Source organism: Citrobacter sp. T1.2D-1 (genome assembly GCF_950098555.1).
In the GTDB taxonomy this organism is placed as follows: Bacteria; Pseudomonadota; Gammaproteobacteria; order Enterobacterales; family Enterobacteriaceae; genus Citrobacter_A; species Citrobacter_A telavivensis.
This window is the reverse complement of sequence record NZ_CATNHH010000001.1, coordinates 586,700-600,787: the sequence shown is the minus strand read 5'-3', so window position 1 is coordinate 600,787 and position 14,088 is coordinate 586,700. Positions and strand designations below refer to the sequence as shown.

16 protein-coding genes are annotated in these 14,088 nt (G+C 54.0%); 12 read left to right on the top strand and 4 right to left on the bottom strand.

From position 1 onward, the window contains the following. Positions 1-78 precede the first annotated feature (78 nt). Complete coding sequence (fbp, locus tag QQZ17_RS02795; RefSeq protein ID WP_042321606.1) at positions 79-1,077, bottom strand: class 1 fructose-bisphosphatase; 999 nt, start codon at positions 1,075-1,077, stop codon at positions 79-81. Between the two features lie 175 nt (positions 1,078-1,252). Between fbp and mpl the strand changes: the two genes are divergently transcribed. Beyond that, on the top strand, positions 1,253-2,632 hold the full coding sequence (mpl, locus tag QQZ17_RS02790) for a UDP-N-acetylmuramate:L-alanyl-gamma-D-glutamyl-meso-diaminopimelate ligase (RefSeq protein WP_152401743.1): 1,380 nt from the start codon (positions 1,253-1,255) through the stop codon (positions 2,630-2,632). Positions 2,633-2,729: 97 nt separating this feature from the next. Here the strand turns inward: mpl and yjgA are convergent, their stop codons facing one another. Then, positions 2,730-3,281 carry a ribosome biogenesis factor YjgA gene (gene yjgA, locus QQZ17_RS02785; RefSeq protein WP_152401745.1) on the bottom strand — a complete coding sequence of 184 codons (552 nt, stop codon included), beginning with the start codon at positions 3,279-3,281 and terminating at the stop codon, positions 2,730-2,732. Between the two features lie 93 nt (positions 3,282-3,374). On the opposite strand from yjgA, the gene pmbA reads away from it, so the two are divergent. Further along, a complete protein-coding gene (pmbA, locus tag QQZ17_RS02780) occupies positions 3,375-4,727 on the top strand; it encodes a metalloprotease PmbA (RefSeq protein WP_152401747.1) in 1,353 nt (450 codons plus the stop codon). A gap of 53 nt (positions 4,728-4,780) precedes the next feature. Beyond that, positions 4,781-5,170 (top strand): cytochrome b562, encoded by a 390-nt coding sequence (gene cybC / locus QQZ17_RS02775; protein WP_152401749.1) that lies wholly within the window; start codon positions 4,781-4,783, stop codon positions 5,168-5,170. A gap of 114 nt (positions 5,171-5,284) precedes the next feature. Here the strand turns inward: cybC and QQZ17_RS02770 are convergent, their stop codons facing one another. Beyond that, positions 5,285-6,313, bottom strand: a complete 1,029-nt coding sequence (locus tag QQZ17_RS02770) for an alpha/beta hydrolase (RefSeq protein WP_152401751.1) — start codon at positions 6,311-6,313, stop codon at positions 5,285-5,287. Positions 6,314-6,621: 308 nt separating this feature from the next. On the opposite strand from QQZ17_RS02770, the gene QQZ17_RS02765 reads away from it, so the two are divergent. Further along, entirely contained in the window at positions 6,622-7,539 is a 918-nt protein-coding gene (locus QQZ17_RS02765) for a LysR family transcriptional regulator (protein WP_152401753.1), read from the top strand. A 157-nt stretch (positions 7,540-7,696) separates the two neighbouring features. Here the strand turns inward: QQZ17_RS02765 and QQZ17_RS02760 are convergent, their stop codons facing one another. Next, positions 7,697-8,215, bottom strand: coding sequence for a ClbS/DfsB family four-helix bundle protein (locus QQZ17_RS02760; protein WP_152401755.1), 519 nt, complete (start codon positions 8,213-8,215; stop codon positions 7,697-7,699). 373 nt (positions 8,216-8,588) lie between these two features. On the opposite strand from QQZ17_RS02760, the gene QQZ17_RS02755 reads away from it, so the two are divergent. Genes QQZ17_RS02755 through dagF form a run of 8 tightly spaced genes read left to right on the top strand, consistent with a single transcriptional unit; the run spans position 8,589 to position 14,074 of the window. Continuing rightward, on the top strand, positions 8,589-8,927 hold the full coding sequence (locus QQZ17_RS02755) for a glycine dehydrogenase (RefSeq protein WP_162200254.1): 339 nt from the start codon (positions 8,589-8,591) through the stop codon (positions 8,925-8,927). 11 nt (positions 8,928-8,938) lie between these two features. Continuing rightward, complete coding sequence (locus tag QQZ17_RS02750; protein WP_012134368.1) at positions 8,939-9,301, top strand: SFCGS family glycine-rich protein; 363 nt, start codon at positions 8,939-8,941, stop codon at positions 9,299-9,301. 2 nt (positions 9,302-9,303) lie between these two features. Further along, the gene (locus tag QQZ17_RS02745; RefSeq protein ID WP_046495547.1) at positions 9,304-9,603 is read left to right on the top strand and encodes a DUF4312 family protein; all 300 of its coding nucleotides are present in this window, start codon (positions 9,304-9,306) and stop codon (positions 9,601-9,603) included. A 22-nt stretch (positions 9,604-9,625) separates the two neighbouring features. Continuing rightward, on the top strand, positions 9,626-10,402 hold the full coding sequence (locus QQZ17_RS02740) for a DUF4311 domain-containing protein (protein WP_042321636.1): 777 nt from the start codon (positions 9,626-9,628) through the stop codon (positions 10,400-10,402). A gap of 11 nt (positions 10,403-10,413) precedes the next feature. Next, the gene (locus QQZ17_RS02735) at positions 10,414-11,058 is read left to right on the top strand and encodes a DUF4310 family protein (protein ID WP_042321639.1); all 645 of its coding nucleotides are present in this window, start codon (positions 10,414-10,416) and stop codon (positions 11,056-11,058) included. A 43-nt stretch (positions 11,059-11,101) separates the two neighbouring features. Next, entirely contained in the window at positions 11,102-12,235 is a 1,134-nt protein-coding gene (locus QQZ17_RS02730; protein ID WP_152401757.1) for an amidohydrolase/deacetylase family metallohydrolase, read from the top strand. Then, on the top strand, positions 12,219-13,337 hold the full coding sequence (locus tag QQZ17_RS02725) for a DgaE family pyridoxal phosphate-dependent ammonia lyase (protein ID WP_152401760.1): 1,119 nt from the start codon (positions 12,219-12,221) through the stop codon (positions 13,335-13,337). Before QQZ17_RS02730 ends, QQZ17_RS02725 begins: the two co-directional genes overlap by 17 nt. After that, complete coding sequence (gene dagF / locus QQZ17_RS02720) at positions 13,334-14,074, top strand: 2-dehydro-3-deoxy-phosphogluconate aldolase (protein ID WP_152401762.1); 741 nt, start codon at positions 13,334-13,336, stop codon at positions 14,072-14,074. The genes QQZ17_RS02725 and dagF overlap by 4 nt, the downstream gene beginning before the upstream one ends. The last annotated feature ends 14 nt before the right edge of the window (positions 14,075-14,088 follow it).

The following is a 14,088-nucleotide window of genomic DNA, read 5'->3' as shown; positions in this document are numbered from 1 at the left end:
TGACGACGTTGACACGTCTTATCCGGCCTACGCAGCTATTGTAGGCCGGATAAGCGCTAGCGCCATCCGGCAAGGGTTTTACGCGTCCGGGAACTCCCGGATAAAGCGTTCCACATCTTCAACCATATGGTTGTTACCAACGAAGAACGAACGGCGCTGGTGCAGGCTTTCCGGGGTGATATCCAGAATACGCTCTTTCCCGTCGCTCGCTTTCCCGCCGGCTTGCTCTGCGAGGAATGCCATTGGGTTGCACTCGTACAGCAGACGCAGTTTTCCTTCCGGGTGGCTGGCGGTGCTTGGGTAAAGATAAATCCCGCCTTTCAGCAGGTTACGGTGGAAGTCAGCAACCAGTGAGCCGATGTAGCGCGAGGTGTACGGGCGCTGCGTGGATTTATCCTCTTCCTGGCAGAACTTGATGTACTTCTTCACGCCGTTCGGGAATTTAATGTAGTTGCCTTCGTTAATGGAGTAAGTGTTGCCTTTCTCCGGGAAGCGCATGCGCTCCTGACACAGGCAGAACACGCCCAGCGACGGATCGTAGGTAAAGGCGTGGACACCGCAGCCGGTGGTGTAAACCAGCATCGTGGAGGAGCCGTAAACCACGTAACCCGCAGCAACCTGTTTGTTGCCCGGTTGCAGGAAATCTTCTTCAGTGACCGGCGTGCCAACAGGCGTCACGCGGCGGTAGATAGAGAAAATGGTCCCGACAGAGACGTTAACATCGATGTTGGACGATCCATCCAGCGGATCCATCAGCACCACGTATTTCGCGTGTTCACAGCCTTCGAAAACGACGATTTCATCTTCTTCTTCAGAGGCAATACCCGCGACGATATCACGCGCCTTGAGTGCAGCTTTCAGTTTTTCGTTCGCGAACAGGTCGAGTTTCTGCTGAACCTCGCCCTGTACGTTCTCAGCACCGCTGGCACCCAGGATATCGACCAGACCGGCCTTGTTGATATCGCGGTGGATGATCTTGGCGCCCAGCTTTATTGCCGACAACAACGCAGTGAGCTCACCTGTAGCATGAGAGAACTCGTGCTGCTTCTCGACAATAAATTCACCTAACGTTTTCATAACACTTTCCCTGCAATTAATATGGAGTAAAGCGACCGTAACAATCTTAACAAATATTTCAGTGGCTGCGCTCAGGTGAATCGCGCCAGCAAACTACGGATTATCCTGAAATGCGTTTCTCACTTGCCTGACATATGCGTAAAATGCCCCCTGGGTTAAATTAGGATAGTGACGTATGCGCATTCATATTTTGGGAATTTGTGGCACGTTCATGGGCGGTCTGGCGATGCTGGCGCGCTCGCTCGGTCATGAAGTAACGGGTTCGGACGCCAATGTGTATCCGCCGATGAGTACCTTACTTGAGAACCAGGGGATCTCCCTGATTCAGGGTTATGACCCCAGTCAGCTTGACCCGCAACCGGACCTGGTGATCATTGGCAATGCCATGACCCGTGGAAATCCGTGCGTTGAGGCGGTGCTGGAAAAAAACATTCCGTTTATGTCCGGTCCGCAGTGGCTGCATGACTTTGTGCTGCGCGATCGTTGGGTGCTGGCCGTTGCGGGAACGCACGGTAAAACCACCACCGCGGGCATGGCGACCTGGATTCTTGACGTCTGCGGTTATAAGCCAGGTTTTGTGATTGGCGGTGTGCCGGGGAATTTTGACGTTTCTGCGCGTCTGGGCGAAAGCGACTTCTTCGTGATTGAAGCGGATGAGTACGACTGCGCCTTCTTCGATAAACGCTCCAAATTCGTACATTACTGTCCGCGTACGCTGATCCTCAACAACCTTGAGTTTGATCATGCGGATATCTTTGACGATCTGAAAGCGATCCAGAAGCAGTTCCACCACCTGGTCCGCATCGTGCCGGGTCAGGGGCGGATCATCTATCCGGAACACGACATCAATCTGAAGCAGACGATGGCGATGGGTTGCTGGAGCGAACAGGAACTGGTGGGCGAGCAGGGTCACTGGCAGGCGAAAAAGCTGAATGTTGATGCCTCGGAATGGGAAGTGTGGCTGGACGGCGAGAAGGTCGGCGAAGTGAAGTGGTCGCTGGTTGGCGAACACAACATGCACAACGGCCTGATGGCCATTGCTGCGGCCCGTCACGTTGGCGTGCAGCCGGGCGATGCGGCCAATGCGCTGGGATCGTTCATCAACGCCCGTCGCCGTCTTGAACTGCGCGGCGAAGCGAACGGCGTCACGGTCTATGATGATTTCGCGCATCACCCGACGGCGATTCTGGCAACGCTTGCGGCGCTGCGCGGCAAAGTAGGCGGCACGGCACGCATTATCGCCGTACTGGAGCCGCGTTCTAACACCATGAAGATGGGGCTGTCCAAAGACGATCTGGCACCGTCATTAGGCCGTGCGGATGAAGTGTATCTGCTGCAGCCGCCGCATATCCCGTGGCAGGTGGCGGAAGTGGCGGAAGCCTGCATCCAGCCTGCCCACTGGAGTGGTGATGTGGATACGCTGGCAGAGATGATCGTGAAAACGGCGCAACCTGGCGATCACATTCTGGTGATGAGTAACGGCGGGTTTGGTGGTATTCACCAAAAACTGCTGGATGGCCTGGCGAAAAAAGCCGAAGCGCAAGCCGAAGAGTAATAAAAAGGCCCGGTGGCGCTGACGCTTACCGGGCCTACGTGCTTGTAGGCCGGATAAGACGCTTCGCGTCGCCATCCGGCATTCACGCCGGGTTACATTACGCTTCGTTTTCCGCCAGTTCGCGCAGATACTGGAAGATCTGTCGCGCGGATTTCGGCGGCTTATTCCCTTCTTTCTCTTTCTTCGCGTTGCGGATCAGCGAGCGAAGCTGCTGGCGGTCGGCGTTTGGCCACAGGTTCAGCACTTCCTCTACCGCGTCATCCCCTTCGTCAATCAGACGATCGCGCAGATGCTCAAGCTTGTGAAACAACACCACCTGCTGGTTGTGGCGGTTTTTCAGCTTGTCCAGCGCCTGGCGAATAGGATCAACCTCACGCTGGCGCAGCATTTTACCAATCAACTGCAACTGGCGGCGGCGACCTTCCATTTTGATCCGCTGGGCCAGCTCAATGGCGGCACGCAGGTCCGCATCAAGCGGGATTTTGTCCAGCGCGTTTTTCCCCAGATCCACCAGTTCCGCGCCCAGGCGTTTGAGCTCCTCGGCGTCGCGTTTAATTTCACTTTTACTGACCCAGATAATTTCATCGTCTTCGTCTTCGATGTCATCACCGGGAACGTCGTCGAGCCAGTCTTCGGGCTGCTTAGTCATGTCAGGCTCCTTAAAAAAAGAGGCTAATGTTACCAGTTAAGATGCGCACTGAAAAACGGTTCTCTGTTAGACTTCAGAGAAACTCTCTACATTATGGCATTTGCGATGAAAGTAATCTCACAAGTTGAAGCGCAGCGTAAGATTCTGGAAGAAGCGGTCTCGACAGCGCTGGAGTTAGCCTCAGGCAAATCGGACGGGGCGGAAGTCGCCGTAAGCAAGACGACCGGCATCAGTGTCAGCACCCGTTATGGTGAAGTGGAGAATGTCGAATTCAATAGCGATGGCGCGTTGGGAATTACCGTCTACCATCAGAACCGCAAAGGCAGTGCCTCATCGACTGATTTAAGCCCGCAGGCGATTGCCCGTACCGTCCAGGCGGCGCTGGACATCGCGCGCTACACCTCGCCGGACCCTTGCGCAGGTGTGGCAGACAAAGAGTTGCTGGCTTTTGACGCACCGGATCTGGATCTGTTCCACCCGGCAGAGGTTTCTCCGGATGAAGCCATCGAACTGGCGGCGCGTGCCGAACAGGCTTCTTTGCAGGCCGATAAACGTATCACCAATACGGAAGGCGGCAGCTTTAACAGCCACTATGGCATTAAAGTGTTCGGCAACAGCCACGGCATGTTGCAGGGCTATTGCTCCACCCGCCATTCACTTTCCAGCTGCGTGATTGCCGAAGAAAACGGCGATATGGAGCGCGATTACGCCTACACGATTGGTCGGGCGTTGGGCGATCTGCAAACGCCGGAATGGGTTGGCGCAGACTGTGCTCGCCGCACGTTATCCCGCCTGTCACCGCGTAAACTCTCGACGATGAAAGCACCGGTAATTTTTGCCAACGAAGTGGCGACCGGGCTGTTCGGTCACCTGGTTGGCGCGATTGCAGGGGGCTCGGTGTATCGCAAATCCACTTTCCTGCTGGATTCGCTGGGAAAACAAATTCTGCCTGAATGGCTGACCATTGAAGAGCATCCGCACCTGTTAAAAGGACTGGCTTCCTCACCGTTCGACAGCGAAGGTGTACGTACGCAACGTCGTGACATTGTGAAAGACGGTGTGCTGACTCAGTGGCTGCTAACCAACTACTCTGCCCGTAAGCTGGGGCTGAAAAGCACCGGTCATGCAGGCGGCATTCATAACTGGCGCATTGCCGGGCAGGGGCTGAGCTTTGAGCAGATGCTCAAAGAGATGGGTACCGGACTGGTGGTCACCGAACTGATGGGCCAGGGCGTGAGCGGCATCACCGGGGATTACTCCCGTGGCGCAGCCGGTTTCTGGGTCGAAAACGGGGAAATTCAATACCCTGTAAGCGAAATCACCATCGCCGGAAACTTAAAAGAGATGTGGCGCAATATTGTTACCATCGGTAACGATATTGAAACACGTAGCAATATACAGTGTGGTTCAGTTCTGTTGCCGGAGATGAAAATCGCCGGACAATAATCCCGGATGGCGCGACCTGCCGCGCCAAAACAATAAAAAAGAGGAAGTGAGCAATGCGTAAAAAACTACTGGCGATGCTGGCGGTCTCCACTCTGGTATTGAGTTCGGCAACGGCGTTTGCCGCCGAACTCGAAGACAATATGGAAACGCTTAACGATAACCTGAAGGTGGTCGAAAAAGCGGATAACGCAACACAGGTGACAGAGGCGTTAACCAAAATGCGCGCTGCCGCGCTGGATGCCCAAAAAGCGACGCCGCCAAAGCTGGAAAGCAAAGCCTCCGACAGTCCGGAAATGAAAGATTTTCGTCATGGTTTTGACGTCCTGGTCGGTCAGATCGACGGTGCGTTGAAGCTGGCGAAGGAAGGGAAGGTCAAAGAAGCGCAGGCCGCCGCGGAAGAGTTCAAAACCACCCGCAACGCCTACCACAAGAAGTATCGTTAATGGTCTCCCCTGATGCCTTCAGCCGGGGCTTCAGGGGAAATAATAAAAATAACGGTCTTTTCAACCAGACTCTCCTGAACCAGGCCGCCCTCTTTACAAGGGCGGCCTTAATCATTACTTCAGATTCGTTTTGAAGAACGATGTCAGCTTTTCGAACGGAATCAGGTCGGTACGGTCATACAAATCGACATGACCAGCCCCGGGAACGACATACAGCTCCTTCGGTTGAGCCGCACGTTTCCAGGCATCTTCGCTGAATTCTTTCGAATGCGCCTGGTTCCCGGTAATAAACAGCATGGGGCGCGGTGAAATCGTTTCTATATCGTTGAATGGATAGAAATTCATAAATTTACCAATGCTGCTTAACAGCGGTTTGGTGGTCAGTTCTTCTTTCTCACCCTGCGGGGTGTAGCCGCCTCGCTCGGTACGGTAAAAATCAAAGAACTCACGCTGAATGGCCGGCGTTGAGTCATCCAGTTTGTTAACGGTCCCCGGGATATACGCCTTCTCTGCGCCTTTAAATTCTGCAAATCGCTGCTCGATAGCCGATTTAATAAAGGCCTGACGCTGTTCTGGCGTCTGGGAATGATTCAGACCATGACGGAACGCCGAGCCCATGTCGTACATGCTGACAGTGGCAATCGCCTTCATACGTGGATCGATTTTGGCTGAACTGATTGCAAAGCTCCCGCTGCCACAGATACCCAGTACGCCGATGTTCTCTGGGTCAACATACGGCTGGGTACTGAGGTAATCGACCGCCGCGCTGAAGTCATCTGCATAAATTTCCGGTGAAACCAGATGCCCCGGCTTTCCTTCACTTTCCCCCCAAAAAGAGAGATCGATCGCCAGCGTCACAAAACCCTGCTCTGCCAGTTTTTGGGCATACAGGTTCGAGCTTTGCTCTTTTACCGCGCCCATCGGATGTCCGACGACAATGGCTGGGTTTTTCGCATTCTGATTCAGCGTCTTTGGAATAAACAAATTTCCCACGACGTTCATCTGGTACTGATTCTTAAACGTGACCTTTTGCTGGGTAACGTTATCGCTTTTATAGAAGTTGTCCGCGCCTTTTGACATATCCGCCGCGGTGGCGGCGAATGAACTGATTAACAGCCCCAGCGCCAGTGTCATATTTTTCATGAATTTCATCCTCTCGTGTGCGTGGTGTGTTTTACGTGATGTCAGAATGGTCATCCCTGTTGCGGCGATCGGTCGTCTATCTCCTGCCTCGGCATTATCCGACAACGTGTGCGCTATACAGGTCAGCCATCTTCAGGCAAGCCGGGGCCGGACGTTATTCATGGGAATAACGACAAAAAGTGCATAAATAAACATGCAGTTCACGATGATCTCTTGCGGAAAGTTTTACACGGCAGGCGTAGGTTGACTAGCTAATGAATGCTTAATAGGCTTATAAGATTACCTTATTAATCGGGAAAGCCTGACAGATGAAACGCAATCTCAATGACCTGCTTTATTTTGTCACCGTTGCCCGCGAAGGAAGTTTTACCCGCGCGGCGGCACATCTTGGTGTCACACAGCCGGCTCTCAGCCAGGCGATTTCCGCTCTTGAGAATCGCCTGCAAATTCGACTTCTCACCCGCACCACCCGCAGCGTGTCCCCCACCGCTGCCGGAGAACGGTTGTTGCAGTCCATCGGCAACCGCATTGATGAGATTGAAGCCGAACTGGATATGCTCACTGAGCTGCGAGACAAACCCGCCGGTACGGTACGAATCACCTGTGGGCCGAACGTTTTGCGTACCACACTGTTACCTAAACTGACGCCACTGTTGCGTGAATACCCTGATATTCATATTGAGTTCGACGCCAATCACGGTTTTCGCGATATTGTCGCCGACCGTTTCGACGCCGGAGTGCGACTGGGCGACACGATTGATAAAGACATGATAGCCATACCGATTGGACCAGAACTCCGTATGGCGGCCGCAGCCTCACCGGATTATTTTTCGCGTTATCCCATTCCACAAACCCCCCATGAACTGACGCAACACTGCTGTATAAATCAGAGAATGGTGAGATCGGGTGGGCTGTATGTCTGGGATTTTGATCAGGACGGCGGCGACTTGAACGTGCGGGTGAGCGGGCAAGTGACGTTCAACACGTCAGAACACATTGTCTATGCTGCTCTGGAGGGGATGGGAATCGCTTTTTTACCGGAGGAAGAGTTCGGTGAACATATTGAGAAAGGTCGATTAATCCGTGTGCTTGAACCGTGGTGTAAGCCTTTTCCTGGGTACTATTTGTATTACCCCAGCCGCAAACAAGTCTCTCCCGCGTTTTCACTGGTGATAGATGCTCTGCGCGTTAACCGTAAGCGCCCATCCGTAGAGAAGAAAAAGTGATTCAGGAAAACCAGCCTGTCGCATTGATATAATCCGGATGGCAGCAATATATTTTTATGCCCTAATCTGTCCGCTTGTGGTTCGACGCTACCTGTGACATGTAGACCTGGCAGCGTCGAATAAGAAGGGGGGCAGATTTATAATTTCACTTTGATGATTACTTTAAACTGATATTTTTATTTTTCGCCCACTTTCTTAATCTTCCATTCGCATTGGCGTAAGGCGAAGAGGTGTTAAATGAGATCATTCGCCCCATCGTCCATTTTGTGTACCACGGTTTACCGTACAAAACATCATCAGTACGTTCATTAATAAGCCGCACAATTTCATTTTTTACAGCCTGTAATTCAGCGATCAGGGAGTCATAGCTTAACGCGCTGTAATCCTTGTAAAATTTTTGAGCAAGGAGGCCAAGCTGGTTCCATTTATAACCTGTTTCCGGAAAATCGACCGGCTGACCTTTCGCATCAAAAGTGATCCACTTTACAACCAGAGAATTCCATCCAAGTAGATACGAAACAAGGTCACGAACGCTCATCTCTGTCCCTTTGGCGTGCCCATCCATTGAGTCATCGGAAGTCATTTCGTTCGGGATTGAATTAAGGTAACCGATTAATTTACTGAAATTTTTATCAATGGCTAAAAGTAATTCAGCTTTTGTTTGAGGCACACTCATAAGGAATTCCTTCTCATTTAAGAAAATGACACCATGATGAAACGGTGTGGTGTTTTAACATCGGGCCGTTATTTTCTCTCTCCTTGCGTCATGTCTTGCAAGGATTCGTCATAACTCTTTTCGATAATACGGCTCAAAAGCGCGCTCTGCTCACAGTTTCAGACTTTCTTCTCTGCTGGCGTCGCCACGAAACACCCTCGATATCTGTGAATAAAATCACACTTTCCCAGCGATAAATCATCAAAACCCCCTTTTTTGTGGAACAGATCACTATTGCCACTCGCCTTTCCACTTCGAAGTGGAAAACAACTCGCTACAAACTTTTGACCCCCACCGCTAGTTTTAACTCAGAGCCATTAACGGGGTAAGACGAGTGAATAACGGAGCAGTAATGAACGACATGGGGGACCAGGTGGCGCAGATTGGTGAACTGGCCGATCGCATGCTGGCGCAAGTGTATGCCTTGCTGCGTGAACATCACATCATTCCCAACGCCGTACAGGAACAAATGCTGACGTCTCACGTTCGCGCCATGGCGCACCGGTCGGTGACCGGAGAGCCTTTGCCGGAAGTGGAAGCCAGTTTGTTTGATGAAATTTCAGCCGATTCAATGGCGCTTGCCCGCGACGTGGTCGCAGCGTTTGGCAATCTTCCCGAGGAAGAGGCCTGGCTGCTGTCCGTCCACTTTGAAGTCGCGAAAGACAACCTTTAAGGAGCAACAACATGGAACAGATTACAGTCGTGATTGGCGATCGTCTGGGGAAAGGCCAGAAAGTGGCAGCAGGCGTCGAGAAAGCCGGTGGCCGTGCGGTGGTGGTACCGGGTGTCGCCGCGGATATGAAACTGGGGGACGTGATGAAAGCGGAAAACGCCACGTTCGGCATCTCCTTTTGCGGCAGCGGCGGCGCGGGCGCTATCACCGCACAGAACAAATACGGCTACAAGGCTAAATACGGGATGCGCTCTGTGGATGAAGGCGTAACGGCGATTAACGAAGGCTGCAACGTGCTGGGGTTCGGCTTTATGGATAAAGAAGAGCTTGGCGAGCGTCTGGTTCAGGCGTGGCAGAAAAAATACGGCGCCTAAGTATGAAAGAACAATTCACCACAACGGTGAGAGTCACCGGTAAAGGCGAAGCCAAAACGCGCGCCTTTGCCGATGCCCTGAACCACGTTCAGGCCGCGGTCATGAAGGCATCGCCGCATATTTTACTGCGTATTGAGCCACAGGATGTGCAGGTTGTTCAAGCGCGTGAAGCGGTGCGCAAAGAAGCGTTTTTGTTCTTCTTTCTGCGCCGGGAACGACGCACTTACAGCGTGGAGCTGGATGTGACCGTCAACGTGACAGCCATCAATCTGGACAAGGTGGATTTTGTCTCGCAACGCTGATTCTTGTTAAGAAGGCATAATTATGTTCCTGATAATTTTAATAAAATCGCTCATCATCGGTGCCCTCGTCGGCGTGGGTGTGGGGGCCGGGGCTGCACGCATGTTTCATGCGCCTACCACACAGGGGATGGGTGCGTTTCGAACTCTGGGGGAACTGAACTCCTGTGAAGGGGATCCGGCTTCTCACTTCTCGTTTGGCCTGGGCTTTTTCTTCAACGCCTGGGCCTCATCCGTTGCGGCGGGCTCGTTCACACAGGACGTGGATCACCGCATTATTCCTAACTGGGGCGCGGCAGCGCTGATGATCAAAAACCGCAACGTCGGTGAAACGCTGCATGACCCGAAAAAGATGGCGATTGCCTGCGGCATCATCGGCATGATCGTCGTGACCTTCCTGAACCTCACGGCCTCTTCCGTACCGGAAGCGTTGCAGGTGACCGCCGTTAAGGTACTGGTTCCTGCGGCAAACCTGCTGGTCAACACCGTGATGCCAGTGATCTTCTGGCTGGCGGCAATCGATGCCGGTAAGAAATCGGGCTTCTGGGCAACCGTTTTCGGCGGCGCGGCGCAGTTGATCATGGGTAACGCCGTTCCGGGTCTGGTACTGGGCATCCTGATCGGTAAAGGCGTTGAAGAGAGCGGCTGGAACCATGTGACCAAAGTGATGATGGCGGCGATTGTTCTGCTGTTCGTCCTGAGCGGCTTCTTCCGTGGCTTCGACATGAAGATGATCGAATCCTTCCACATGACCGTGCCGAACTGGCTCGAACTGATCCACAACTCGCTTAGCGGCAAATAACGGAGGCCACAATGGAACAGAATAAAGGTTTTTGGTTTGCCGACTGGTCTTTCCCGATCTTCGTTGGCCTGCTCTCCTCCGGCGTATTTGCCGGGACGCACATGTACTACCTGTACGGGATTGGCGCGTTCAACGAAGTGGCTTTCGTGGCCATGCTGAAAGCGGGAATTGATACCGGATCGTACGGCGCGGTGGCGGCATTTGGCGCCAGCTTCCTGTTCGCCCGTATTATCGAAGGTTCTCTGGTGGGGATTCTGGATATCGGCGGCGCGATTCAGACCGGTGTGGGTCTGGGGGTTCCGGCGCTGCTGCTGGGCGCGGGCATTATGTTCCCGGTTGAGAACTTTATCGCTTCTCTGGCTACGGGGCTGGCGATTGGTCTGGCGATCGGTTACGTCATCATTCTGGCGCGTAAGTTCACCATCAATCAGAGCGATTCGACCTACGGGGCGGACGTGATGATGGGGGCTGGTAACGCCTCGGGTCGTTTCCTCGGTCCACTGATCATCCTCAGCGCGATGACGGCGTCGATCCCTATCGGCGTGGGTTCTTTGGTCGGCGCACTGCTGTTTTACATCTGGCAGAAACCGATCACCGGTGGCGCGATCCTTGGCGCAATGATTTTAGGTTCAATCTTCCCGATTGCGATTAGCTAACCCTCGGCGGGCGTGAAAACGCCCGCACTAACAGGAGAGAGACATGTTTGATTTACTCCTGCGCCGTGCGCGTCTGGTTGACGATACGGTCTGTGACATCGCCCTGAAGGACGGCAAAATCGCCGCGTTAGGTGAGATAAATGACCCGGCGGTGAAAACCGTTGAGCTCAACGGCGAGTGTTACGTCAGCGCCGGATGGATTGATTCCCACGTCCACTGCTATCCAAACTCCCCGATTTATCACGACGAACCGGACAGCGTAGGCATTGCCACCGGCGTGACAACCGTTGTGGATGCGGGCAGCACCGGTGCCGACGATATTGATGATTTTTATACCCTGACGCGCGAAGCCGCGACGGAAGTCTATGCCCTACTGAACATCTCCCGTGTCGGATTGATTGCGCAAAACGAGCTGGCGAATATGGCCAACATCGACGCCGACGCGGTGAAGCAGGCGGTAAAACGTTATCCCGATTTTATCGTTGGCCTGAAGGCGCGAATGAGCAGCAGCGTGGTGGGTGAAAATGGTATTACACCGCTGGATCGCGCCAAAGCGATGCAGCAAGAGAACGGTGATTTGCCCCTGATGGTTCACATCGGCAATAACCCGCCGGATCTGGATGAGATTGCGGAGCGACTGACGGCGGGCGATATCATCACCCACTGCTACAACGGAAAACCCAATCGTATCCTGACGCCGGAAGGCGAACTGCGCGCGTCGGTCACCCGGGCGATTCAGCGCGGCGTGCGTCTGGATGTAGGACACGGCACGGCCAGCCTGAGTTTCGCGGTGGCGAAACGCGCCATCAGCTTAGGCATTCTGCCGCAGACCATCAGCTCTGATATCTATTGCCGCAACCGTATCAGCGGCCCGGTGTATTCACTGGCGAATGTGATGTCGAAATTCCTCGCCATCGGAATGTCGCTGCCGCAGGTCATCGACTGCGTGACGGCCAATGCCGCCGACGGCTTGCGCCTGAAATCTAAAGGTCGCCTCCAGCCTGGTCTGGACGCTGACTTAACCCTCTTTACGCTGAAGCATCAGCCAACCGTGCTGATGGATGCCGAAAATGACAGCTTACAGGCTGAGAAGCTGCTGGTGCCGCTTGCCGCAATACGTGCGGGCAAGGGCTATATGACCGAACAAGGGAGCGCGGAACATGCCTTCGATTTTTGAGAAATACCATTTAAAGCAGGTGATTAATACCTCTGGACGTATGACGGCGCTGGGCGTTTCCACGCCGCGCCCGGAAGTGGTGGAAGCGGCGATGGCCGGCATGAACCAGTACTTTGAAATGAAAGATCTGGTGAATAAAACCGGGGAATACATCGCGAAGCTGCTGGATGTAGAGGGCGCGACGGTGGTCTCCTGTGCGTCTGCGGGTATCGCCCAGTCGGTGGCTGCCGTGCTGGTTCAGGACAGCGACTGGCTGTTGGAAAACCTGCATGTCACGCCGATTGAAAATAACGAAATCGTGCTGCCGAGAGGTCATAACGTCAACTTTGGCGCGCCGGTCGGCACGATGGTGGCGCTGGGCGGCGGCAAGCTGGTGGAAGCGGGTTATGCCAATGAGTGCTCTGCCGCACAACTGGCCGCGGCGATCACCCCGCGTACGGCGGCGATCCTGTACATCAAATCCCACCACTGCGTGCAGAAAAGTATGCTCAGCGTTGAGCAGGCCGTCGTGGTGGCGCGTAAACATAATCTGCCGTTGATTGTCGATGCGGCGGCGGAAGAAGATCTGCAGTGCTACTACCGTTCCGGCGCGGATCTAGTGATCTACAGCGGTGCGAAGGCCATTGAAGGGCCAACCAGCGGACTGGTCATCGGTAAAACGCAGTACGTCGAGTGGGTGAAACGCCAGACAGCGGGCATTGGCCGGGCGATGAAGGTCGGCAAAGAGGGCATTCTCGGTCTGACCTGCGCCATTGAACTCTATCTGCATGCTCAGAAAGAGAGCGGCGCGGAGATGGTTGAAAAAATGACGCCGTTTATTGACGCACTCAATGCACTCAACGGGGTGACCGCTCGCGTGGTGTGGGATAGCGCCGGACGGGATATCGCCCGTGCAGAAATTAAGTTCGATGAAGCCGTTACCGGCATCGCAACGGGCGAACTGGTGGAAGCGCTCAAGCAGGGCGAATACGCGATTTACTTCCGTGGCTACAAAGCCAACGAAGGGATTATTGAAGCGGATGTGCGCAGCGTAGACCGCGCACAACTGGATATTGTGGCGCGCCGTATTGGCGACGTAATTAATCAGGAGAAACAAGCATGAAACTGACCCCGAACTTTTACCGCGATCGCGTCTGCCTGAACGTATTGGCTGGCTCGAAAGAGAACGCTCGAGATATTTACGATGCGGCGGAAGGTCATGTGCTGGTCGGCGTGCTCTCCAAAAATTACCCGGATGTCGAAAGCGCGGTGGCGGATATGCGCGACTACGCGAAGCTTATCAACAACGCGCTGTCTGTCGGGCTGGGGGCGGGCGATCCGAACCAGTCGGCGATGGTCAGTGAAATCTCCCGCCAGGTTCAGCCGCAGCACGTCAACCAGGTGTTCACCGGCGTGGCAACCAGCCGCGCCCTGCTCGGGCAGAGTGAGACGGTGGTTAACGGTCTGGTATCGCCAACCGGCACGCCGGGTCTGGTGAAAATTTCCACCGGACCGCTGAGCAGCAAAGCGGCGGACGGCATTGTCCCGGTCGAAACGGCTATCGCATTGCTGAAAGATATGGGGGGGAGCTCGATCAAATACTTCCCGATGGGGGGGCTGAAATGCCGTGACGAATATAAAGCGGTGGCAGAGGCCTGTGCGCGTCATGATTTCTGGCTGGAACCGACCGGTGGCATCGATCTGGAAAACTACGCTGAGATTTTGCAAATTGCCCTCGACGCTGGCGTCAGTAAAATCATTCCTCACATTTATAGTTCTATTATTGATAAGGTAAGTGGGAACACCCGTCCGGACGATGTGCGCCAGCTGCTTGCGTTTACCCGGACGTGTGTAGGTTAAAATAACGAGGAGAG